Genomic DNA, 24,108 nt, shown 5'->3' with positions numbered 1-24,108 from the left:
TGGGATTAAAAATGTGGGAGGGGGCTTGCCCCCGATGGCAGTGGATCAGTCAGCTTATGTGTAGCTGACACACTGCAATCGGGGGCAAGCCCCCTCCCACATTTGTTTTGTGTTGTGGCTGAGATTAGCGTTGGTGCACCAGTTGCCCGGCCGCGTAGGTTTGCAGAATCGTCCGATCATCCCCCAGCGTCATCAACACGAACAACGTCTCGGCAATGTTATTGGCTTGCTTCAAGCGATAGCTCAGCAGCGGCGTGGCGTTGTAGTCCAGCACCAAGAAGTCGGCATCGGTGCCCGGTTGCAACGTACCGATCTTGTCTTCCAGGCGCAGTGCCCGCGCGCCGCCCAGGGTGGCCAGGTACAGCGATTTGAACGGGCTCAACCGCGCGCCCTGCAACTGCATGACCTTGTAGGCTTCGTTCAGGGTCTGCAGCAGCGAGAAGCTGGTGCCGCCGCCCACGTCGGTGCCCAGGCCCACATTCAATTTGTGCTTCTCGGCCATCGGCAGGTTGAACAAGCCGCTGCCGAGGAAGAAGTTCGAGGTCGGGCAGAACGCTACAGCCGAGCCGGTTTCTGCCAAGCGCGCGCACTCGTCGTCGCACAGGTGCACGCCGTGGGCAAACACCGAGCGCTCGCCGAGCAATTTGTAGTGGTCGTACACGTCCAGATAGCCGTTGCGCTCCGGGAACAGCTCTTTCACCCACTCGACTTCCTGCTTGTTCTCACTGATGTGCGTCTGCATGTACAGGTCCGGGTATTCACCCAGCAGTTGCCCGGCCAGCGCCAGTTGCTCCGGCGTGCTGGTGGGGGCGAAACGTGGCGTGACCGCATAGTGCAGGCGGCCTTTGCCGTGCCAGCGTTCGATCAGTGCCTTGCTTTCCTGGTAACCGGTTTCGGCGGTGTCGGTGAGATAGTCCGGCGCGTTGCGGTCCATCATCACCTTGCCGGCGATCATGCGCAGGTCGAGTTTCTCGGCCGCTTCGAAGAATGAGTTCACCGATTGCGGGTGCACGCTGCCGAACACCAGCGCGGTGGTGGTGCCGTTGCGCAACAGTTCCTTGATGAAAATATCCGCGACTTCGTCGGCGTGGGCCTTGTCGGCGAACTGGCTTTCACACGGGAAAGTGTAGGTGTTGAGCCAATCCAGCAACTGTTCGCCATAGGCGCCGACCATGCCGGTTTGCGGCAGGTGGATGTGGGTGTCGATCAGGCCCGGGGTGATCAGCGCGTCCTGGTAATGGGTCACTTCGATATCGGCGGGCAGTGTCGGCAGCAGGTCGCCGGCATGACCGACGGCACTGATCTGGCCGTTATCGATCACCAGCAGGCCGTCTTCGAAATACTCATAAGAGGCTTCGATCCCGACTTCAGCAGGGTCGGCGATGCTGTGCAGGATGGCGGCACGGTAGGCTTTGCGAGTCAAAGGCATGGGGTTCTCAACTTAGATAGCTTGGCTGCGACGCGAGGCCGGCAGCAGTTTGGCAATGGGTTCGGCGCTGGCAGTGTGCTGGCCGAAATTCGCGTTATAGGTGGCGATGATTTCGCCGGCGATGGAGATGGCGATCTCCACCGGCAGTTTGCCCTTCACCTCGGTGAGGCCCATGGGGCAACGCATGCGTTGTAGCTGCGCGGTGTCGAAGCCGCGATCGCGCAGGCGGTGTTCGAACTTCACGCGTTTGGTCTTCGAACCGATCAGGCCGAAGTAGGCAAAGTCATTGCGCTTGAGCAGGGCGGCGGTCAGTTCCAGGTCCAGCGCGTGATTGTGGGTCATGACGATGCAGTAACTGCCCACGGGCAGGTCGGCAATTTCATCCACCGGCTCTTCGCTGACGATTTTACGCACGCCCTGGGGGATGTGTTCTGGAAACTCCTGGTCACGGGAATCGATCCAGCGCACCCGGCACGGCAGGCTCGCCAGCAGCGGCACCAGCGCGCGGCCGACATGGCCGGCGCCAAACACCGCAATCTGCGCCTGCACTTGGCCCATGGGCTCGAACAGCAGCACGGTCACGCCGCCGCAGCACTGGCCCAGGCTCGCGCCCAGGCTGAAGCGCTCCAGGTGGGTGTTCTGCTGGCCGCGTACGAGCATGTCCCGGGCGATCTGCATCGCCTTGTATTCCAAGTGCCCGCCACCGATGGTGTCGAAGGTCTGCGCGGCGCTGATCACCATCTTCGAGCCGGCATTGCGCGGCGTGGAGCCGAGTTCTTCGATGATGGTTACCAGTACGCAGGGTTCACCCCGGTTCTGCAGGTCGGCGAGGGCGCTGATCCAGTTGTTCATAGTCACCTCTTGTGGTGTCTGTGAGGCCGTCATCGGGGGCAAGCCCCCTCCCACATTTGAAGGTATTCACAGATAAAAATGTGGGAGTGGGGCTTGCCCCCGATGGCAGCGCCTCGGTCTAAAGCGAAGCCAACTCAGTTTCGGTCTCCACAGCCACAGCAGCGGTCAACTGCCGCATCTGCTCACACCCCCACAACACCCGCTCCGGCGTTGCCGGCGCATCAATTTTGGGCTGATGGCGGTAGTCACCCAAACTCGCCACCGCATCCTTGATCGCACACCACGAGGCAATCCCGAGCATGAACGGCGGCTCACCCACGGCCTTGGAGTGGAACACCGTGTCTTCCGGGTTCTTGCGGTTTTCCACCAGCTTCACGCGCAAATCCAGGGGCATGTCCGCCACGGCCGGGATCTTGTAGCTGGCCGGGCCGTTGGTCATCAGCTTGCCCTTGTTATTCCACACCAGCTCTTCCATGGTCAGCCAGCCCATGCCCTGGATAAAGCCGCCTTCGACCTGGCCGATGTCGATGGCCGGGTTCAGCGAGGCGCCCACGTCGTGGAGGATGTCGGTACGCAGCATCTTGTATTCGCCGGTCAGGGTGTCGACGATCACTTCGCAGCAGGCCGCGCCGAAGGCGAAGTAATAGAACGGCCGCCCGCGCGACTGGCTGCGGTCGTAGAAGATTTTCGGGGTCTTGTAAAAGCCGGTGCTCGACAGCGACACCTGGGCGAAATACGCCTGCTGGATCAAGGCTTCGAAGGTCAGGATCTGGTCACGCACGCGCACATGGCCGTTGTGGAATTCCACGTCCGCTTCGCTCACGTCGTATTTGCGCGCAGCGAACTCCACCAGGCGCTGCTTGATGGTTTCGGCGGCGTTCTGCGCGGCCTTGCCGTTCAGGTCGGCACCGCTGGAGGCGGCAGTCGGCGAGGTGTTGGGCACCTTGTCGGTGTTGGTGGCGGTGATTTGCACACGGTCGATGTCGACCTGGAACACCTCGGCCACCACCTGCGCGACCTTGGTGTTCAAACCCTGGCCCATCTCGGTGCCGCCGTGGTTCAGGTGGATACTGCCGTCGGTGTAGATATGGATCAGCGCGCCCGCTTGGTTCAAGAAGCTGGCGGTGAACGAAATGCCGAATTTCACCGGGGTCAGCGCCAGGCCTTTTTTCAGGATCGGGCTGTGGGCGTTGTACAGGCGGATCGCTTCGCGGCGTTCGGCGTATTGGCTGCTGGCCTCAAGCTCGGCGGTCATCTCGTCGAGCATGTTGTGCTCGACGGTCTGGTAGTAGTGGGTGACGTTACGCTCGGTCTTGCCGTAGTAGTTGGCCTTGCGCACGGCCAATGGGTCCAGCGCCAAGTGACGGGCGATGGCGTCCATGACTTCCTCGATGGCGACCATGCCTTGCGGGCCACCGAAGCCGCGATAGGCGGTGTTGGACGCGGTGTTGGTCTTGCAGCGATGGCCGTTGACCGTGGCGTCGCCCAGGTAATACGAGTTATCGGAGTGGAACATCGCGCGGTCGACAATCGAGTTGGACAGGTCCGGCGAGCAGCCGCAGTTACCCGCCAGGTCCAGGTTGATCCCGTGCAGGCGGCCGCTGTCGTCGAAGCCCACGTCGTATTCGATATAGAAGGGGTGGCGCTTGCCGGTCATCAGCATGTCTTCGACGCGCGGCAGGCGCATCTTGGTCGGCTGCCCGGTCAGGCGCGCCACCACTGCACACAGGCACGCGGGGCTGGCGGCCTGGGTTTCCTTGCCGCCGAAACCACCGCCCATGCGGCGCATGTCGACGACGATTTTGTTCATCGACACGTCGAGCACTTCGGCCACCAGTTTCTGCACTTCGGTGGGGTTTTGCGTGGAGCAGTAGACGATCATGCCGCCGTCTTCGGTGGGCATTACCGAGGAAATCTGGGTTTCCAGGTAAAAGTGTTCCTGGCCGCCGATATGCAGGGTGCCCTGGATGCGGTTTTTCGCCGTCGCCAATGCGCCCACCGAATCACCGCGCTGATGGGTGTGGCTGTCCAGCACGAAGTGTTTTTTGCGAAACGCCTCGACCACGTCCAGCACCGGCTCCAGGTCTTCGTATTCGATCACGGCGGCCATGGCGGCCTTGCGCGCGGTTTCCAGGTCGCGGGCGGCCACGGCCAGGACCACTTGGCCAACGAACTGCACAGTGTCGATGGCCAGCAACGGGTCGCCGGGCATCAACGGGCCGATGTCTTTCAGGCCCGGCACATCCTCGTGGGTGATGGCGATGCGCACGCCTTCGAAGGCGTAGCAGGGCGCGGTGTCGATGCTGATGATGCGGGCGTGGGCGCGGTCGGACATGCGCGCATACAGGTGCAATTGGTTGGGGAATTCCAGGCGGTCATCGATGTACTGCGCCTCACCGGAGACGTGCTTGGCGGCGCTGTCATGCTTGACGCTGCGGCCGACCCCGGAGGTCAGGTCCTGGGCAAACAATTCGGCGAGTTCGGCCTGGGTTTTAACGACGGCGTGATGGTTAGACATAAGCGGTCACCCGAGTCTCGATGTGTGGCGTTTGCAGCTCGATAAAGTATTTACGCAGCAGGTTTTGCGCGCTGAGCAGGCGGTATTCCTTGCTGGCGCGGAAGTCCGACAGCGGGGTGAAATCCTCGGCCAGGGCCGCGCAGGCTTTTTCCACGGTGGCGGCATTCCAGGTGGCGCCGACCAACACGGCTTCGCAGCTTTTGGCGCGTTTTGGTGTGGCGGCCATGCCACCGAACGCGACGCGGGCTGCGTTGATCACTCCGTTTTCAATCTTCAGGTTGAAGGCGGCGCAGACGGCAGAAATGTCATCGTCCAGGCGCTTGGAGACCTTATAGGCACGGAACAGCGCATGGCCCTTGGGGACGATGATTTTCTCGATGAATTCGCTGTCCTGCCGCGCGGTGACGCGGTAGTCGATAAAGTAGTCTTCCAGCGCCAGGGTGCGGCGGGTAGTGCCCTTGCACAGCACGATCTGCGCGCCAAGGGCGATCAGCAGCGGCGGCGAATCGCCAATCGGCGAGGCGTTGCCGATATTGCCGCCCAGCGTGCCCTGGTTGCGGATCTGCAAGGAGGCGAAGCGGTGCAGCAACTCGCCGAAGTCCGGGTATTCGTGGTGCAGCGCGGTGTAGCAGTCGGAGAGGGCGGTGGCGGCGCCGATTTCCAGGCGGTCGTCGAAAGATTCGATGCGCTTCATTTCTTCAATGTTGCCCACGTAGATCATCACCGGCAGGGTGCGGTGGAACTGCGTGACTTCCAGCGCCAGGTCAGTGCCGCCGGCCAGCAGGCGGGCTTGCGGGTAGGCGTCGTAGAGGTCGGCCAGGTCGGCGACGGTGAGCGGTACCAGGCAGCGTTTGTCGCCGCTGTTGAGTTCACCGGTTTGCGTCGGCGCGATGGCTTTGAGGCGCGCGATGGTTTCGGCTTGGCGGCTGTCGAACTGGTCCAGCGGTTTGTTGCAGCAAGCCTGCTCGGCGGCGGCGAGGATCGGGCGATAACCGGTGCAGCGGCACAGGTTGCCGGCCAGGGCTTCGTGGGCTTTTTGACTGTCGGGGGCGTCGCTGTTCTTTTGCAGGGCGAACAACGACATCACAAACCCTGGGGTGCAAAAGCCGCATTGCGAGCCGTGGCACTCGACCATGGCCTGTTGCACGCTGTGCAGTTGGCCCTGGTGCTTGAGGTCTTCGACGCTGATCAACTGCTTGCCGTGCAGGGACGAGACAAAGGTCAGGCACGAATTGAGGCTGCGATAACGAATCTGCTCCGCGCCTTGTGCGTCGCTGTGCAGCTCGCCGACCACCACGGTGCACGCGCCGCAGTCGCCGCTGGCGCAGCCTTCCTTGGTACCGGATTTGCCCAGGTGCTCGCGCAAATAGTTGAGCACAGTCAGGTTGGGGTCCAGGGCGTGCTCGCTACGGAGTTCCTGGTTAAGTAAAAACTGGATCACGGAAGGCCTCGCAGACTCATTATTGTTGTTAACCGCTTTGCGCCGAATCTAGTCATGTCTGACTTTTCGGTCAACGATTTTCTGACCAGAAGGTCAAGAAATTGCGATCGCAACACTTTCAATTATGGTTCAGTCTTCTGAAACCGGCGTTTTTACGGGCTTATGGCTTTTCATTGCTGCTTATTCCGTGCCAAATTCGCCACCGTGGGCGTAGCGCCATCAGCCAGCCAATGCGCTACACTGCCGCGCTTGTATCGATAGAAGATTTTGAAGGGAAAACATGACGTTCAAGGCGCCGGACAGTCTCGCCGAGCAAATCGCTCATCACCTCGCCGAACGTATCATTCGCGGCGATCTCAAGCCTGGGGAGCGGATCCAGGAGCAGAAAGTCACGCTGGCACTCAATGTCAGCCGTGGTTCCGTGCGTGAAGCCCTGCTGATCCTTGAACGCCGTCACTTGATCGCGATCCTGCCGCGCCGTGGCGCCCACGTCACCGAGCTCACCGCGCACAAGGTGCAGAGCCTGTGCACCTTGATGAGCGAGTTGTACATCTTGCTGGGCAATGCGGTTGCCGAAGGTTGGCAGACCCAGGCCGACATGGCGCCGTTCGTGCAGATCCAGCAGCGTCTTGTCGGCAACTTCGAGCGCCAGGACATCCGCGCCTTCGTCGAAGAGTGCTTCAACGTGATGCGCGCCGCGTACCCCTTCGCCAATAACCCGTATTTGCAGGAAACCGTCGAGAACCTGCAACCGGCGATGAACCGCGCCTATTACCTGGCCCTGGATCAGCGCAAGGCGTCGATGAGCGAATACCTGGCACTGTTCGAGCAATTGCTCGCCGCCGTACTTGCCCGTGACCTGCCGCAGATTCGCCAAGTACTGTCGGCCTACTGCCAGCGCAGTTCCTCATTGGTTATCGCAGCGTTGGCGGACGCCTAAGCGTGCGGCTCAAGTGCATCAAACTGGCGGGGTTCAAATCCTTCGTCGACCCGACCACGGTGAACTTCCCCAGTAACATGGCGGCGGTGGTCGGGCCCAATGGTTGCGGCAAGTCGAACATCATCGACGCCGTACGCTGGGTGATGGGCGAGAGCTCGGCAAAAAACCTGCGTGGCGAGTCGATGACCGACGTCATCTTCAACGGCTCCACCAGCCGCAAGCCAGTGAGCCAGGCCAGCATCGAACTGGTGTTCGACAACTCCGACGGCACGCTGATCGGTGAGTACGCGGCCTACGCGGAGATCTCGATCCGCCGTAAAGTCACGCGCGACAGCCAGAACAGTTACTTCCTCAACGGCACCAAATGCCGTCGACGCGATATCACCGACATCTTCCTCGGCACCGGCCTGGGCCCGCGCAGCTACTCGATCATCGAACAGGGCATGATCTCCAAGCTGATCGAAGCCAAGCCCGAAGACCTGCGCAACTTTATCGAGGAAGCCGCCGGCATCTCCAAGTACAAGGAGCGCCGCCGCGAGACCGAAAACCGTATCCGCCGCACCCATGAAAACCTCGCCCGCCTGACCGACCTGCGCGAAGAGCTGGAGCGTCAACTCGAGCGCCTGCACCGCCAGGCCCAGGCCGCCGAGAAGTATCAGGAATACAAGGGCGAGGAGCGCCAGCTCAAGGCGCAACTGTCGGCCCTGCGTTGGCAGGCGCTGAATGACCAGGTGGGCCAGCGCGAAGCGATTATCGGCACCCAGGAAATCAGCTTCGAAGCCCTGGTGGCCGAGCAACGTAATGCCGACGCCAGCATCGAGCGCCTGCGTGATGGGCACCACGACCTGTCCGAGCGCTTCAATCTGGTGCAGGGGCGCTTCTATTCGGTGGGCGGCGATATCGCCCGCGTCGAGCAGAGCATCCAGCACGGCCAGCAGCGTTTGCGCCAGTTGCAGGACGACTTGAAAGAAGCCGAGCGCGCGCGGTTGGAAACCGAATCGCATCTGGGCCACGACCGCACGCTGCTGCTGACCCTCGGCGAAGAGCTGGACATGCTCACCCCCGAGCAGGAAATCACCAGCGCCGCCGCCGAAGAAGCCGCCGCCGCGCTGGAAGAATCCGAAACCACCATGCACGGTTGGCAGGAGCAGTGGGACACCTTCAACCTGCAATCTGCCGAACCGCGCCGCCAGGCCGAAGTGCAGCAGTCGCGCATCCAACAGCTGGAAACCAGCATGGAACGCCTGGCCGAGCGCCAGCGCCGCATGCAGGAAGAGCGCGCATTGCTCGCCGCCGACCCGGAAGACGCGGCGATCATGGAACTGAGTGAGCAACTCGCCGAAAGCGAGATGACCCTCGAAGAGCTGGAGGCCAGCGAAGAACAGCAAGTGGAGCGCCTGGAGCAATTGCGTCAGCAGCTGCAACAGGCGACCCAGGCGCAGCAGCAAGCCCAGGGCGATTTGCAGCGGCTCAACGGCCGGTTGGCCTCCCTCGAGGCCTTGCAGCAAGCCGCGCTGGACCCGGGCACCGGCACCGCCGAGTGGTTGCGCGACCAGCATCTGGCCGAGCGCCCGCGCCTGGCCGAAGGGTTAAAAGTTGAAGCCGGTTGGGAGCTGGCGGTGGAAACCGTTTTAGGCGCCGACCTGCAAGCCGTGCTGGTGGACGATTTTGGCGGCTTCGACCTGGCCGGTTTTGCCCAGGGCGATCTGCGTTTGCTCAGCCCGGCCGCCGATGGCGTGCGGGTGCCGGGCAGCCTGCTGGATAAAGTCGAGGCGGCGATTGATCTGTCGCCCTGGCTCGGCCAGGTCAAACCGGTGGAGTCCCTGGAACAGGCATTGGCCCAGCGCGGCCAACTGGCAGCCGGCGAAAGCCTGATCAGCCGCGACGGCTATTGGGTCGGGCGGCACTTCCTGCGGGTGCGCCGCGCCAGTGAAGCGGAAAGCGGCGTATTGGCCCGTGGCCAGGAAATCGTCAACCTGAGCGCCGAGCGTGAAGAGCGCGAAGCCACCTTGGAACGCTTGGAAACCGAACTGCAAACCCTGCGCGCCACCCAGCGTCAGCAAGAGACCGGCCGCGAGCACCTGCGCCGACTGTTGCAGGACGAGGCGCGCCAGCAAGGCGAACTGAAAGCCCAACTGTCGGCGAGCAAGGCCAAGGTCGAGCAACTGACCCTGCGTCGTACGCGCCTCGACGAAGAAGTCGCCGAGATGGGCGAGCAGCGCGCCCTCGAACACGAACAGATCGGTGAAGCGCGCCTGCAGTTGCAGGAAGCCCTCGACAGCATGGCGCTGGACACCGAGCAGCGCGAGCTGCTGCTGGCCCAGCGCGACAGCCTGCGCGAGCGCCTCGACCGCGTGCGCCAGGAAGCCCGCCAGCACAAGGACCACGCCCACCAATTGGCGGTGCGCCTGGGCTCGCTCAAGGCTCAGCATAATTCCACGGCCCAGGCCCTTGAGCGCCTGGAGATGCAATCCGAACGCCTTACCGAAAAGCGCGAGCAACTGAGCCTCAACCTTGAAGAGGGCGAAGCGCCCCTGGAAGAGTTGCGCCTCAAGCTCGAAGAGTTGCTCGACAAACGCATGACCGTCGACGAAGAACTCAAGACTGCACAGATCGCCCTGGAAGACGCCGACCGCGAACTGCGCGACGCCGAAAAACGCCGGACCCAGGCCGAGCAGCAGTCCCAGCTGATCCGCGGCCAGCTCGAGCAGCAGCGCATGGAATGGCAAGCCCTGACCGTGCGCCGCAAGACCCTGCAAGACCAGTTGCTGGAAGACGGCTACGACCTGCACGGCGTGCTCAATACCTTGACCGCACAGGCCAACGAAAAAGACGCCGAAGAAGAACTTGAGCGGATTGCCGCACGTATCCAACGCCTGGGCGCGATCAACCTCGCGGCCATCGATGAATACCAGCAGCAGTCCGAGCGTAAACGTTATCTGGATGCCCAGGACGCCGACTTGGTGGAAGCCTTGGACACCCTGGAAAACGTGATCCGCAAGATCGACAAGGAAACCCGCAACCGCTTCAAAGATACCTTTGATCAGATTAATGGCGGTTTACAGGCGTTATTCCCAAAAGTTTTCGGCGGTGGCAGCGCTTACTTGGAACTGACGGGCGAAGATCTACTCGATACAGGGGTAACGATCATGGCGCGGCCTCCGGGCAAGAAGAACAGCACCATCCATTTGTTGTCCGGCGGCGAGAAAGCCCTGACCGCATTGGCCTTGGTATTTGCCATCTTCAAGTTGAACCCGGCGCCGTTCTGCATGCTCGATGAAGTTGACGCCCCGCTGGATGACGCTAACGTTGGACGCTACGCGCGTTTGGTCAAAGAGATGTCCCAGACCGTGCAGTTCATCTACATCACCCACAACAAGATCGCCATGGAAATGGCTGATCAGCTGATGGGCGTCACGATGCATGAGCCGGGCTGTTCGCGATTGGTGGCCGTGGATGTGGAAGAAGCGATGGCGATGGTGGAATCCTGAGCCACGCCTTGAGAGATTTTTTGTAGCGCGATGTAAGGTCGTTTACCGGTCTGGCGAAAGTGGCAAATGGACATATTTGTTCAAGGCATTTTGACAGACGGTGTAAAGTTATCTTTGGTCGTGCTAGTTTAATGTCAAATTTTCGTGTGCGTGGGTAAAACGTCAGCCAGAACATAGAGTTGGCGCCACGTTTTAAAGCGGTTTGCACGTTGCTAAACCCCTTATTTTTCAGCATTTTTTATTAGAGGCACGGGATTACATGGAAATCGGTCTGCGCGAGTGGCTGATCGTCATCGGCATTATTGTCATTGCCGGTATTCTTTTTGATGGCTGGCGCCGCATGCGCGGTGGCAAGGGCAAGCTCAAATTCCGTCTGGACCGCAACCTGTCCAACTTGCCCGACGACGACGGCAGCGCCGAGCTGCTGGGGCCGCCCCGTGTGCTGGATACCCACAAAGAACCACAGCTGGACGAGCACGACTTGCCGTCGATGAGCGCGCCGCTGCGTGAAGCCCGCGAGCCGTCCTCCAAGCGTGGCAAACGCGCGAGCGCGGCGGTTGCCGAGCCACATCAGGGCGACCTCAACCTCGACGTGGACGAAGGGCCTAGCTTCAGCAGCCGCGACGATGATTTCCCGGATGAAAACGTCGGCAAGACGTCGACCGCGCCGCGCCAATCGGTCAACGACCAGCCGGCTGCCGAAGAAGTCCTGGTGATCAGCGTGATCTGCCGCGACGCCGCCGGCTTCAAAGGCCCGGCACTGTTGCAGAACATCCTCGAAAGCGGCCTGCGTTTTGGCGAGATGGATATCTTCCACCGTCACGAAAGCATGGCTGGCAATGGCGAAGTGCTGTTCTCCATGGCCAACGCGGTCAAGCCAGGCACCTTCGACCTCGACGATATCGACCTGTTCAGCACCCCGGCGGTGAGCTTCTTCCTCGGTTTGCCAGGCCCGCGTCACCCGAAACAAGCGTTCGACGTGATGGTGGCCGCCGCCCGCAAGCTGTCCCAGGAACTCAACGGCGAGCTCAAGGACGACCAACGCAGCGTCCTGACTGCCCAGACCATCGAGCACTACCGTCAGCGCATCGTCGAGTTCGAGCGTCGCGCCCTGACACAGAAACGCTGAGGATTGGTTTCCAGCGTTGTCAGTAGAATAAGCGCACTAACATATTGAGCAGCTTCGGCTGCTCTTTTGCTTTATGAGAGAACACCCATGACCGCCGCCCACACCCGCATCCTCGAACTGCGCGCTGAACTGGATCAGCACAACTACCGTTACCACGTCCTCGACGAGCCGAGCATTCCGGACGCCGAGTACGACCGCTTGTTCCACGAACTCAAGGCCCTGGAGGCCGAGCACCCGGAACTGGTGACGCGTGACTCGCCGACGCAGCGGGTCGGCAGTGCGGCGCTGTCGGCGTTTACCCAGGTGAAGCATGAAATTCCGATGCTCAGCCTCGGCAACGCCTTCGATGAAACCACCATGCTCGAATTTGATCGCCGCGTGACCGAAGGCCTCGACCTGCCGGCGGGCGATCTGTTCGGCGCTGGCGCTGCGGTGGAATACAGCTGCGAGCCCAAGCTGGATGGCCTGGCGGTCAGCCTGTTGTATCAGGACGGTGAGTTGGTGCGTGGCGCCACCCGGGGTGATGGCACCACCGGTGAAGACATCAGCGTCAACGTGCGCACCGTGCGCAATATCCCACTGAAACTGCACGGCAGTGGCTGGCCGGCGACCCTGGAAGTGCGCGGCGAAGTGTTCATGTCCAAGGCCGGTTTCGAGCGGCTCAATGCCTCGCAGCTGGAGGTCGGCGGCAAGACCTTCGCCAACCCGCGCAACGCCGCCGCCGGCAGCCTGCGCCAGTTGGACTCGAAAATCACCGCCAGCCGCCCGTTGGAATTCTGCTGCTATGGCGTGACCACCGATATCAGCGACACCCATATCGGCAACCTGCAGCAGTTGCAGAAGTGGGGCATGCCGATCAGTCATGAACTGAAACTGGCCAAAGGCATCCAGGACTGCCTCGACTACTACCGCGATATCGGCGAGCGGCGTAACAGCCTGCCCTATGAAATCGACGGCGTGGTGTTCAAGGTCAACAGCATTGCCTCGCAGCGGGAGCTGGGCTTCCGTGCCCGCGAGCCGCGTTGGGCCATCGCGCATAAATTCCCGGCCCTGGAAGAATTGACCGAACTGCTCGACGTCGAATTCCAGGTCGGCCGCACCGGCGCCGTAACCCCGGTGGCGCGCCTTAAACCGGTCAAGGTGGCTGGCGTCACGGTGTCCAACGCCACGTTGCATAACATGGATGAGGTTGCGCGCCTGGGCGTGATGATCGGCGACACCGTGATCATCCGCCGCGCCGGCGACGTCATCCCGCAGGTGGTGTCGGTGGTCCTCGAACGCCGCCCGGAAAACGCCCGCGCGGTGCCGATCCCCGAAAGCTGCCCGGTGTGCGGTTCGCATGTGGAACGTACGCAGCTGGTCAAACGCAGCAAGGGCAAGGAAACCGTCAGCGAAGGCGCGGTGTACCGCTGCGTTGGGCGCCTGGCCTGTGGCGCGCAACTCAAGCAGGCGATTATTCACTTCGTCTCGCGCCGCGCCATGGACATCGACGGCCTGGGCGACAAGACCATCGAGCAGTTGGTGGATGAAAAGCTCATCGGTTCGCCGGCCGACCTCTACAAGCTCAAGTACGAGCAGATCATCGACCTGGAAGGCTTCGCCGATATCTCCAGCAAGAAGCTGATCACCGCCATCGAAAACAGCAAGACGCCGACCCTGGCGCGGTTCATCTACGCGCTGGGCATCCCGGATGTGGGCGAGGAGACCGCCAAGGTGCTGGCGCGCTCCCTGGCCTCCCTGGAGCGCGTGCAGCGGGCCTTGCCGGAAGTGCTGACGTACTTGCCGGACGTCGGCCTGGAAGTGGCGCATGAGATCCACAGCTTCTTTGAAGACAGCCATAACCAGGACGTGATCGGCGCGCTGCTGTCGCCGGATGAATGCGGCCTGCAATTGCAGGAGCAGGGCGAGCTGAGCGCCGAGTTTGCCGCCAGCACCACACTCGGTGGCTTGCTCGACAAACTGCACGTGCCTTCCGTGGGCCCGGGCGCCGCGCAGAAACTGGCGGACAAGTTCGGCAGCCTCGAAGGCGTGATCAAGGCGGATTGGCTGGATATGCGCCAGGCACTGCCCGAGAAGCAAGCCAAGGCCGTACGAGAGTTTTTCGATAACCCGGACAACGCCAACCGTGCCCTGGCCATCGAGCAGCAGCTCAAGGACTTCGGCATGCACTGGCAGAGCGAGAAGAAGGTGGTCGAAGGCCTGCCCGAAGCCGGCCACACCTGGGTACTCACCGGTTCCCTGGAACTGATGAGCCGCGATGTGGCCAAGGACAAGCTCGAAAGCCTCGGCGCCAAGGTGGCCGGTTCCGTCTCGGCGAAAACCCACTGCGTGGTGGCCGGCCCGGGCGCCGGTTCCAAACTGGCCAAGGCCAGCGAACTGGGCCTGAAAGTCCTCGACGAAGAAGCCTTCGTCGCCTTCCTGGCCAAACACAACATCACCGTGTAGCAGCTCGCGTGTTGTAACAACCCCGCCTGTTGTGGCAAGCAGGCCTGTTGTGATCAGCAAGCTTGTTGTTGCTAACAGGCTTGTTGTGGCGAGCGGGCTTGCCCGCGTTGGGCTGCGCAGCAGCCCCGCTCATTACCAAAGTGGAACGATCTCGAAGAGGAAATGATCTAGTCTCAGTCACCCAGGGAGAGATCGCCATGTTCCGCTACTTCGAGCAACTCAGTTCGCGCATCGCTGCACCGTTCACGGCGGGCTCATCCCGCAACAGCAAAGTGTGGCAGTGCCGTTGCGGGCAATCCCTGTTCTTCCGCAACAGCCAATGCCTGGCCTGCCAGGCGCTGTTGGGCTATCAGCCACAACAGAGCCGCTTGTCGTCCCTGCAACCCGGGCCCGTCGTCGACACCTGGCTGCAAGACGACAACCTCGACGCCGGCGCCTTCCGCCGCTGCGCCAACCTCGACACTCCAGCCGCCTGCAACTGGCTGATCCCGGCCCACAGCACCGCGCCGTTGTGTGTGGCCTGCAGCCTCAATCGCACCATCCCCGACTTGTCCGTCCCGGAAAACCCCGAGCGCTGGCGCAAGGTGGAAACAGCCAAACGCCGCCTGGTGGCGCAACTGATCAGCCTCGGCCTGCAAGTGGTGCCTAAAAGTGTCGACGAAGACAACGGCCTGGCGTTCGACTTCGTAGGCATCGACCTCGAAGGCAACGCGCCCATGACCGGCCACGCCAACGGCCTGATCACCCTCGACATCAAAGAAGCCGACGACGCCCACCGCGAGAAAATCCGCGTGCAGATGCGCGAACCCTATCGCACCTTGCTCGGCCATTTTCGCCATGAGGTCGGCCATTATTATTGGGATCGCCTGATCGCCAACAGCCACCGGCTTGAACCCTTTCGCCGCATATTCGGCGACGAACGCGCCAGTTACGCCGACGCCCTCGACCAGCACTACCAAAACGGCCCGCGGCCTGACTGGCAGCAAACCTGCGTCAGCGCCTACGCCACCATGCACCCCTGGGAAGACTGGGCCGAAACCTGGGCGCATTACCTGCACATGATGGATGCGGTCGACACTGCCTTGGGCTTTGGCATGAGCGCCCGCGAGATGGACCTGGATTACCAGCCATTCCCCCTCACCACCCTCTACGACCCGGAACACCCCGGCGGCACGGCGTTCCTGGCATTCGTCAACGCCTGGATCGAACTGGCCGGCATGCTCAATGAACTGTCGCGCAGCATGGGCCAGCCGGATTTCTACCCCTTCGTGCTGCCCCCGGCGGTCATCGCCAAGCTGCACTTTATTCACCTGGTGATCCAGCAAGAGGGCGGCCGGGCCGATGAGGTAGTACAGGCACAATGAAGCACCTGTGGGAGGGGGCTTGCCCCCGATGGCGGTATACCAGCAAGCAAATCCACTGCCTGATCCACCGCCATCGGGAGCAAGCCCCCTCCCACATGGCAAGTACTTGAACCTTCTCATTTTTTAATCCGGAACCAACGGTTGTAACTTCCGATGAGATCGGTACAATGGCCCCGCTTGCCGAGAGGCAGGCGTCGTTATGGTGACCCCATCGGTCCCCCCGCAACGATTACCCGTGAACCTGGTCAGAGCCGGAAGGCAGCAGCCACAGCGGGAACATTGTGTGCCGGGGTGTGGCTGGTGGGGTTGCCTCCATAACGCTCCCTCTTGCAGCACCCCCTCTGATTCAAACCCAAATCCCGTGTTTCCCAGCCACTGCCAATATTTATTGTGCGGTCGATGACGGCTGTTTCACAACTTTCCAAACCCCCGCTGGACAACCCAAAACCGCCTTGTTAGTTTGCGCCGGCCACTTGTTTCAGAATATGACAAGGGTGCCAGCTTGATATTGAAGTGCTATCACTTCTTTAACTAACAAGGATGTCTGTGATGAAAAGCCTGCAAGGGTTGCCGCGTCTTATCACCGCTTCGGTGGGCGCCCCCGGTAAAGCCCGTAACTTGCCCGCCGATGTTCAGTGCGTCCAATACTTGTTCAATTTGATCATTCCCAAGATGGGGTTTCCGCTGGCTGAAAACGGTAAGTGCGATGGCCAGTTGGTGCAATGCATCAGCCAATACCAGTTTCGCCATCTCAAATACGCCCACCCCGATGGCGTGATCGACCCCACTGGGCGCACCTTCAACAGCCTGATCGAAGAAGCGGTGAAAGTGCCGGTGAAAGCCTTCCCGACGATGCGCATTCCAAGCTTTTTGAATGTGTTCGGCAATAACCAGGGCGATGCGGTGCAGGCGACGGTCAATGTGTACCTGGACCGCATGCGCGCGATGGTCGAGGCCGAGCGACGCAACCGGCAGTTGATGCTCCAGGCCACGTGCGATGGGGGTATGACGCTCAGCGAAACGGACTTCCAGAACGCCGCCACGCAGTTGGGCAGTGGTATTTCGGTGAATATCATCAAGGCCTTCGCCACTGTGGAATCCGGTGGGCGTTCCGGTTTCGGGCCGGCCAAGTTGCCGGTGATCGCCTTTGAAGGGCACCTGTTTCGCAAGTACACCAAACACATCTACGACCAGGCGCACCCGCTGCTTTCGTACCCCTACAAGAAAAAGGCCGGGCCGCAGTGGCAAGCCAATAACAAGGACCAGGCCAAGGCCTGGGAAACCATGGCCACCGCGTTTGCCCTCGACCAGGAAGCGGCCTTGATGTCGGCGTCCTGGGGCATGTTTCAGATCATGGGGTTCAACTTTGCGTCGTGCGGTTACAAGACCGTGTTTGAGTTCTCGGCGGCATTGAAAGTAAATGCCGGCAACCAACTAAAGGCATTTCTCGGTTTTTGCAGTAAAAGCCCGGCGTTGATGAAAGCCATGAAAGCCAAAGACTTTACCGGCATGGCCCGTAACTATAACGGCGAGGACTACGGCAACTATGACGTGCTTATGCAAAAGGCCTACGAAAAACTTGAAGGGAAAAAATAGCATGATGCGTTTTCTAGCAGTTGGCGTGCTGTCGTTGTGCGCCGGGGCGTCGGCTTTTGCCGGTTCGGCCGGGTTGCATTCAGGCAAATACGAAGGGCTGATGCTGGCGGTGACGCCGGAGCATCAGGTTGAAGGCTTTTATGCTGAAGAGATGGGCGAGGGCGTGACCCGCGGTTGTGCGTTTTACCTGCAAGGCAAGCCCGCTGCGCTGACCACCTGGCTCGATGCGGCGTACCCCGGCAGTGTGGCGCCTTCGGCCGACGGCGTGACCCTGACCGTGGAGCAGGGTCGCGAGCATCCCGGTTGCCTGAGTGTGCTGATGCCGGAGATTGCCACCGGCCTGGACTTGACCCAGACCGCCGCCAAACCGTGGATCGGCCTGGTCACGGTGTCCGCCGACAAGGCCTACCTGCTGAAAACCCCTGGTGCCAAGGCCGCCAAGCGCTCGTACATCGTCAAAAGAGATGTGGTCGGTGTGCTGGCCTTCAAGGATGGCTGGGCCCAGGTCGAGTTCATCAACGCCGATGACCGTGCATTCACCGGCTGGATCAGCCAGGACCAATACAGCCGCCTGGCCGCACCGGCTGCACCGCACTGAGTTATCTGCGTGCGCCGCAATGTGCCAGGCACATTGCGGCGTTTTTGTGTGTGGCGTTCAGGCCTTGTTACGGTTGAACAGCTTGCGGACCCCGGCGAGCAACGCCACCACACCGATCACCAAGAACTTCTTCGCGGCCAGCAGGAAGATGCCGATCTTGGCGAACAGCCCGGCCTTGGCGGCAATCCCGCCGGCCACCAGAGCCGCGAGGCCGTAAGTCGCGAGCTTGTCGGTTTTCGGGTTGAAGTCGGTGTACAGGTTGCCGTCGGTGAAGTTGGTGAAGGCCAGCACCTTGGGCATTTCCTGCTGGATGGTGGCCAGGTCGGCCATCGCGGCGACGGCGTTTAGTTCCAGCACGCCCTCGCGGCCCAGCACGCGAATGCTGTAGTTGAGGGTGTTCTGGTCGGCGTCATCGGCTTTCAACTCACGGGCCCAGTACATCTTGTGGCTGGTGTCGTCGTAGCGCGGCGGCTCGGCCCAGCCCAACAGGTGCAGGCCGGCGTAGCCTTGTTTCTGGCGTTCCTTGTTCTCTGCTTCGTCTTCTTCCTGCATTTGCTTGAGCAGGTCGGCGTAGTCGATTTTCGCCGCATCCTCGTCGGAGATATGCCCGTCGTTCTTGTAACTGACGATCACGCCCCAGCCACGTTCTGACAAGGGGCTGACAGCTTTTGGCACGATCATGCCCAAGGTCTTGAAGCCCGGCGGGTTGCCCCAGCCATCGGTCAGCAGGCGCTCGGTGTCGGCCGGGTCGAGGTAGTAGAACTCGTCGTTTAGCTTGAGGGTGGCAATGCCGCTGGGCAGGGTGACCGTGCCGGTCTTTTGCTTGAGCGAGGCGAGAAAATGTTCGGCCGTTTCAGCGGGGGCGCTGGCTTCGGCAGGTGCAGATGCAGGTGCGGTGGCGGCAAAGGCGGGTGCGACAGGCAGGCTCAGCAAGGCCGCCGCCAGCAATAGGCGGAAGTAATTCATGGTAGTCCCTTACATTTTGAATTAATTTCGCGGGAGAATACATGAAATAAACTGTTACAGGTTAGCCGAAAGTCTCCCGCAGCAGCCCGGCAAACGCATCCCGCGCCAGGTGCCGCTGGGTGTCCTTGTGCCAGAACAGCAGGTTGTCCACGGCCTTCAATTCTTCAAAGCGATAGGACGCCAGTTGATTGGCCTGTTCATAGCGCGCCAGGATGCCTTCCGGCGCCAACGCCACGCCAATCCCCGCACTCACGCAACCGATGATCGTGCCCCAACTGGCATAGCTGGCGATGGCTGGCTTGAAATCATGGGGCTTGACCCAGTTTTCCAATGCGGCGCGATACGGGCAGCCGGGCGGCCATACCAGCAGCGTGCGGCCCGCCAGGTCCCCGGCGCTGTGGATCGGCGGGCTGGAGGCGCTGGCGATCAGCACCAGGCGCTCGCTGTAGACCACGCTGTGTTCCAGCTTCGCGCGTTTGTTGCCGGAGGCGACCAACGCCACATCCAGGCGATGGTGTTGCAGGTCATCGAGCAACGGGCCCCAGGCGCCGGTCACCAGTTCCAGGCTGACTTCGGGGTAGCGCCGGTGATATTCCGCCAGCAGCGGTGGCAAGCGGCCGCTGGCACTCGACTCGACTGCGCCGATCCGCAAGGTGCCACGGGGGATGGCATTCACATCCACGGCACGTTTGGATTCCTCCACCAGGGCCAGGATGCGCTCACAGTAATCGAGGAAGATCTCACCGGCGGCGCTGATCGCCAGGCCACGCCCGGCGCGGATAAACAACGGCGTGCCCAACTCGCTTTCCAGCTGCTTGATGCGCGTGGTGATGTTGGACGGCACGCAGTGCAGTTGCAGGGCAGCCTGGGCCACGCTGCCGGTTTGCGCCACGGCTCGTACCATCTTCAGTTGGGCCAGTTCCATTGCTCAGTTCCAGTGATTTCAGATGTCAGAAACGGTTAATTGTCCTGCGCCTTGGCGGGGCCAAGACTGACGGCATTCCTTCTGAATGTCTGGACGCCGTCGATGAATACCCCTTCGCCCGTAAAGCTTACGCTAGTGATCGCCAGCGTCATCCTCTGTTGGGCTTATTCGCCGATTGGCGTGCATATGGGGCTGCACAGCTATAGCCCTGGCCAGTTGGCATTGCTGCGGTTTCTGATTGCTTCGGTGTTTATGGCGGCGGTGGCGCTGGTGCTGGGTATCGGCCGGCCACGCCTGCGGGACGTGCCGTGGCTGCTGGTGCTGGCGTTCTTTGGGGTGTTCCTGCACCACACTTGCCTTAATTATGGGCAGCAATGGGTGACGGCGGCCGCGTCCAGCGTGTTGGCGCAGTCGGCGCCGCTGTTCAGTGTGTTGATTGCGTTTTTCTGCTTGAAGGAGCGCGTCAGCCTTTGGCGCTGGGGCTGTGTGTTGCTGGGCTTGCTGGGCGTGCTGGTGGTGGTCTGGGGCGATCACGGCGTCGGCGATATCGACCCGCGTGGCTTGTTGATCCTGCTGGCGGCGGGCTCATGGAGCGTGTATTTCGCCATCCAGAAACACTACGCCCACCGTTACAGCCCGCTGACCATGGCGTGCTACATGGTGTGGGCCGGCACCCTGATGCTTTGCGTCAATCTGCCGGGCCTGCCCGCCGCCGTAGCGCAGGCGCCGTTGCCGGAGAACCTGGCGGTGCTGGTGCTGGGGATTTTCCCGAGTGCCCTGGCGTACCTGGCCTGGGGTTATGTGCTCAAGCATGTCGAGGTCAGCCGCGCGTCGGTGGCGATGTACCTGATTCCGCCGGTGGCCATGGCGCTGGCCGCGACGCTGCTGGGCGAGCACATCGCCCTGCAGGTGGTGCTGGGCGCGGTGATCGTGTTGGCCAGCGTGGCGGCCATCAGCCTGGAAGGGCGCTGGCGGTCAATCGCTCAGGCTGAAGGCGCGCAAGCGGTGGCCGTCAAGGTCCTGGGCGACGAAGGTGTAGCCGAAATCCAGGTGGGCCGGTGATTGAATGATCTGCGCGCCACGCTCCACCCATTCAGCGTGCAAGGCATCCACGGCGGCCTGGTCGGGCAGCGAGAAACCCACTTCGCCGCCACCGCCGGTGAGCTGCGCCGCCGGTTCCACGGTATGGCGCGACCACAGCCCGAGCTTCACGCCGTGGTCGAGGATAAACAGGGCAAACGTCGGGTTGAGCTCCACTGGCGGCTTGCCCAGCAGGCGGCTATAGAAGTTGGCGCTGGTGGCCGGGCTGTCGACGTACAGCAGGAAATAATGGGCGACGGTGTGCATGCAGGCTCCTTGAAGACGGGCGTTGGAAGTGGCGCCAGTCTATAAGGCCGTACTGTCAGTTCCTGTCAGGAGTGAGCGGCGGGTGTTCTCCGGTATACAGCTGGATGATGTCATCGATCTCCCCCGACATCTGCATCCGCAGCAGCGTACGCAGGATTCGCTGCACCGGCACGTTCGGGTCATTACGCACGGTGCAGCCGAGTTTCTGCTCATCGATCACGGCAATCTTATGCAGCTTTTTGCCGACCGGCATGTGCTGGTTGAAGCGGTCGAGTATCCATTCGTTGCTTACGGCGTACTTGAAGCGCCCGGCCACCAGCTTGTGCAATACCTGTTCTTCGCTGCGCGCGTCATCGCGGCTGAGCTGGCCGCTGGCAAACAGCGGGTCGAGGGTGACGTAGCGATAGTTGAGCACCGTGCCGATCGATTGGGGCGCCAGCGTGTTGACCTGCACCGGCTGTACGGGAACCTGGGTGCTGATCAGCAGGTTGCGCTGCACCATCAGCGGAATGCTCCAGGTGTAATCGCCGGACATATTCTCGAACCAGGCCTGGGTGACATAACAGCGCACGTCGATGTCGCCATGCTCCATGGCGGCGGAGATGCGCGCCCTGGCCAGTACCTGAAACTGCGCCGGGCGGCCGACCTGGGTGGCCAGGCTCAACATCAAGTCATACAAAATGCCCTGCACGGGCCGGCCGTCCTCCAGTTGCACCATGGGCATCGCCCAGCTGTCGGAAACCGAGAAACGCAACGGTGCAGGCGCCGCCAGGCAAGCCGTGGTGATCATCCATAAAGCGCCCAGGACTACGCGCATACACACTCCGGGTTCAGGCCTTTTCGGGGCCAATCAGCAGAGCTTAGTCAGAATAGGCGAGCGTGCCGGATGCAATTTCCCCCTTGCTCCGCTAGCATTACCGGCTTCCGCTTCCCAGTTGCGACGGTTTTCGATGAGTTATCAGGTTCTTGCACGTAAATGGCGTCCGCGCTCGTTCCGCGAAATGGTCGGCCAGACCCATGTGCTCAAGGCTCTGATCAATGCCTTGGACAGCCAACGGCTGCACCACGCCTACCTGTTCACCGGTACCCGGGGCGTGGGCAAGACCACCATCGCGCGCATCATCGCCAAATGCCTGAACTGTGAAACCGGTATCACTTCGACGCCCTGCGGCACCTGCTCGGTGTGCAAGGAAATCGACGAAGGGCGCTTTGTCGACCTGATCGAGATCGACGCCGCCAGCCGCACCAAGGTCGAAGACACTCGCGAGTTGCTCGACAACGTGCAGTACGCGCCCAGCCGTGGTCGCTTCAAGGTCTACCTGATCGACGAAGTGCACATGCTGTCGAGCCATTCCTTCAACGCCTTGTTGAAAACCCTGGAAGAGCCGCCGCCCTACGTCAAATTCATCCTGGCCACCACCGACCCGCAGAAACTCCCTGCAACGATTCTGTCGCGGTGCCTGCAGTTCTCGCTGAAAAACATGACCCCGGAGCGTGTGGTCGAGCATTTGACCCACGTGCTGGGCGTCGAGAACGTACCGTTCGAAGACGACGCATTGTGGCTGCTCGGCCGCGCCGCCGACGGCTCGATGCGGGATGCCATGAGCCTCACCGACCAGGCCATCGCCTTTGGTGAAGGCAAGGTCATGGCCGCCGATGTGCGCGCCATGCTCGGCACGCTGGACCACGGCCAGGTATTCGACGTGCTGCACGCGTTGATCGAAGGCGATGCCAAGGCATTGCTCGAGGCGGTGCGCCACCTGTCGGAGCAAGGCCCGGACTGGAATGGCGTGCTCTCGGAAATCCTCAATGTGCTGCACCGCGTTGCCATCGCCCAGGCCTTGCCTGAAGGTGTCGACAACGGCCATGGCGACCGTGACCGCGTGCTGGCCCTGGCCCAGGCGCTGCCGGCCGAAGATGTACAGTTTTACTACCAGATGGGCCTGATCGGCCGCCGAGACTTGCCCCTGGCGCCGGACCCGCGCGGTGGCTTCGAAATGGTCCTGCTGCGGATGTTGGCCTTCCGGCCCGCTGACTCGGCCGATGCGCCGAGACAGCCGCTAAAGCCAGTGGGGATCAGCCAGGCCACAGTTGATTCCGCCAAACCAGTGGCTGGCGCGGCAACGGTTGCGCCAGTGGTCGCTGCGCCTGCGCCGGTTGCGCCGGTTGCGCCGGTTGCGCCGGTTGCGCCGGTGCCCGAGCCGGCACCGGTGGTGGCAGCGCCTGTGGTTGAGCCCGAGCCGGTTGTGGTGCCCGAGCCTGAGCCCGAACCTGCGGCCGTTGTCGACTTGCCCTGGAATGATCCGGTAGAGGCCGAAGCCGAACCTGAACAGCAGCCCTATGTGGAGCCGGTGCTGGAAACCACCGGCGAGCAGCCCGAACTGATCCCGATGCCCACGCCGACGCCCGACAGCGTCGTGCCGGACGCGCCGGAGTGGGTCGCCGCGCCCGTGCCGGAGCCGAGCGTGGCGCAGGTCGAGGCCGCAACCCCGGGTATCGACCTCGACGACGAACCGCCGCTGGACGAAGACTACATTGAGCCGGACATGGATTCGGCCTACAGCTACCTGGACGACCTGGCCAGCGAGCACACCGCCGAGCCGGCCCCGGAACCCGAGGCCGAGCCTGCAGCGGCGCCGGCCACCGGCCTGGCGCTGCAATGGCTGGAATTGTTCCCGAAATTGCCGATTTCCGGCATGACCGGCAGCATCGCCGCCAACTGCACGCTGATCGCGGTTGATGGCGACCACTGGCTGTTGCACCTGGACCCGGCCCACAGCGCCCTGTTCAACGCGACCCAGCAACGCCGCCTCAACGACGCGCTTAACCAGTACCATGAGCGCACGCTGACCATCGCCATCGAGCTGATCAAGCCTGAGCAGGAAACCCCGGCCCAGGCCGCTACGCGTCGGCGTATCAACCGCCAGCGCGAAGCCGAGGACTCGATCCACGGCGATCCGCTCATCCAGCAAATGATGCAACAGTTCGGTGCGGTCGTCCGTCACGATACTATTGAACCTGTCGAAGCCCCGGTGCCCCAGGCGTCCTGACACCGGGCTACTAATTG

At 61.8% G+C, this 24,108-nt stretch carries 17 protein-coding genes and 1 other RNA gene; 10 read left to right on the top strand and 8 right to left on the bottom strand.

The window, feature by feature from the left end:
• Positions 1-124 precede the first annotated feature (124 nt).
• From guaD to xdhA, 4 genes are all read right to left on the bottom strand, one after another.
• Positions 125-1,429: a guanine deaminase gene (gene guaD, locus CXQ82_RS23175; protein ID WP_101272468.1), complete on the bottom strand. Its 1,305-nt coding sequence runs from the start codon at positions 1,427-1,429 to the stop codon at positions 125-127.
• A 12-nt stretch (positions 1,430-1,441) separates the two neighbouring features.
• On the bottom strand, positions 1,442-2,281 hold the full coding sequence (xdhC, locus tag CXQ82_RS23170; protein WP_101272467.1) for a xanthine dehydrogenase accessory protein XdhC: 840 nt from the start codon (positions 2,279-2,281) through the stop codon (positions 1,442-1,444).
• Between the two features lie 118 nt (positions 2,282-2,399).
• Complete coding sequence (xdhB, locus tag CXQ82_RS23165; RefSeq protein ID WP_101272466.1) at positions 2,400-4,799, bottom strand: xanthine dehydrogenase molybdopterin binding subunit; 2,400 nt, start codon at positions 4,797-4,799, stop codon at positions 2,400-2,402.
• Complete coding sequence (gene xdhA, locus CXQ82_RS23160; protein WP_101272465.1) at positions 4,792-6,240, bottom strand: xanthine dehydrogenase small subunit; 1,449 nt, start codon at positions 6,238-6,240, stop codon at positions 4,792-4,794. Before xdhA ends, xdhB begins: the two co-directional genes overlap by 8 nt.
• Positions 6,241-6,520: 280 nt before the next feature.
• On the opposite strand from xdhA, the gene CXQ82_RS23155 reads away from it, so the two are divergent.
• From CXQ82_RS23155 to CXQ82_RS23120, 8 genes are all read left to right on the top strand, one after another.
• Complete coding sequence (locus CXQ82_RS23155; RefSeq protein ID WP_101272464.1) at positions 6,521-7,180, top strand: GntR family transcriptional regulator; 660 nt, start codon at positions 6,521-6,523, stop codon at positions 7,178-7,180.
• A 2-nt stretch (positions 7,181-7,182) separates the two neighbouring features.
• Positions 7,183-10,671: a chromosome segregation protein SMC gene (smc, locus tag CXQ82_RS23150; RefSeq protein ID WP_101272463.1), complete on the top strand. Its 3,489-nt coding sequence runs from the start codon at positions 7,183-7,185 to the stop codon at positions 10,669-10,671.
• 259 nt (positions 10,672-10,930) lie between these two features.
• Positions 10,931-11,800 (top strand): cell division protein ZipA, encoded by an 870-nt coding sequence (gene zipA / locus CXQ82_RS23145; protein ID WP_101272462.1) that lies wholly within the window; start codon positions 10,931-10,933, stop codon positions 11,798-11,800.
• A gap of 87 nt (positions 11,801-11,887) precedes the next feature.
• Complete coding sequence (gene ligA, locus CXQ82_RS23140; RefSeq protein WP_101272461.1) at positions 11,888-14,245, top strand: NAD-dependent DNA ligase LigA; 2,358 nt, start codon at positions 11,888-11,890, stop codon at positions 14,243-14,245.
• A gap of 197 nt (positions 14,246-14,442) precedes the next feature.
• Entirely contained in the window at positions 14,443-15,609 is a 1,167-nt protein-coding gene (locus CXQ82_RS23135; protein WP_101272460.1) for a putative zinc-binding metallopeptidase, read from the top strand.
• A gap of 209 nt (positions 15,610-15,818) precedes the next feature.
• Positions 15,819-15,915, top strand: an RNA gene (ffs, locus tag CXQ82_RS23130) — signal recognition particle sRNA small type.
• A 243-nt stretch (positions 15,916-16,158) separates the two neighbouring features.
• Positions 16,159-17,205 carry an N-acetylmuramidase family protein gene (locus CXQ82_RS23125; protein ID WP_101272459.1) on the top strand — a complete coding sequence of 349 codons (1,047 nt, stop codon included), beginning with the start codon at positions 16,159-16,161 and terminating at the stop codon, positions 17,203-17,205.
• A 1-nt stretch (position 17,206) separates the two neighbouring features.
• The gene (locus CXQ82_RS23120; protein WP_101272458.1) at positions 17,207-17,803 is read left to right on the top strand and encodes a hypothetical protein; all 597 of its coding nucleotides are present in this window, start codon (positions 17,207-17,209) and stop codon (positions 17,801-17,803) included.
• Between the two features lie 57 nt (positions 17,804-17,860).
• Here CXQ82_RS23120 and CXQ82_RS23115 read toward each other — a convergent pair whose 3' ends face one another.
• Positions 17,861-18,769, bottom strand: coding sequence for a DUF2167 domain-containing protein (locus CXQ82_RS23115; protein ID WP_101272457.1), 909 nt, complete (start codon positions 18,767-18,769; stop codon positions 17,861-17,863).
• Between the two features lie 61 nt (positions 18,770-18,830).
• The gene (locus CXQ82_RS23110; RefSeq protein ID WP_101272456.1) at positions 18,831-19,694 is read right to left on the bottom strand and encodes a LysR family transcriptional regulator; all 864 of its coding nucleotides are present in this window, start codon (positions 19,692-19,694) and stop codon (positions 18,831-18,833) included.
• 102 nt (positions 19,695-19,796) lie between these two features.
• Here CXQ82_RS23110 and CXQ82_RS23105 point away from each other — a divergent pair, with 102 nt between their 5' ends.
• The gene (locus CXQ82_RS23105; RefSeq protein ID WP_101272455.1) at positions 19,797-20,756 is read left to right on the top strand and encodes a DMT family transporter; all 960 of its coding nucleotides are present in this window, start codon (positions 19,797-19,799) and stop codon (positions 20,754-20,756) included.
• On the opposite strand, the gene CXQ82_RS23100 is transcribed toward CXQ82_RS23105, so the two are convergent.
• Both CXQ82_RS23100 and CXQ82_RS23095 read right to left on the bottom strand, forming a co-directional pair.
• Positions 20,670-21,041 (bottom strand): VOC family protein, encoded by a 372-nt coding sequence (locus tag CXQ82_RS23100; RefSeq protein ID WP_101272454.1) that lies wholly within the window; start codon positions 21,039-21,041, stop codon positions 20,670-20,672. The two genes, CXQ82_RS23105 and CXQ82_RS23100, sit on opposite strands and share 87 nt — an antisense overlap.
• A 55-nt stretch (positions 21,042-21,096) precedes the next feature.
• Positions 21,097-21,858, bottom strand: a complete 762-nt coding sequence (locus CXQ82_RS23095) for an ABC transporter substrate-binding protein (RefSeq protein ID WP_101272453.1) — start codon at positions 21,856-21,858, stop codon at positions 21,097-21,099.
• A 133-nt stretch (positions 21,859-21,991) separates the two neighbouring features.
• Between CXQ82_RS23095 and dnaX the strand changes: the two genes are divergently transcribed.
• Positions 21,992-24,091: a DNA polymerase III subunit gamma/tau gene (gene dnaX, locus CXQ82_RS23090; protein WP_101272452.1), complete on the top strand. Its 2,100-nt coding sequence runs from the start codon at positions 21,992-21,994 to the stop codon at positions 24,089-24,091.
• Positions 24,092-24,108: the final 17 nt, after the last annotated feature.

This window comes from Pseudomonas sp. S09G 359, from assembly GCF_002843605.1.
Classification (GTDB): Bacteria; Pseudomonadota; Gammaproteobacteria; order Pseudomonadales; family Pseudomonadaceae; genus Aquipseudomonas.
This window is presented reverse-complemented; position numbering and strand designations above follow the sequence as displayed.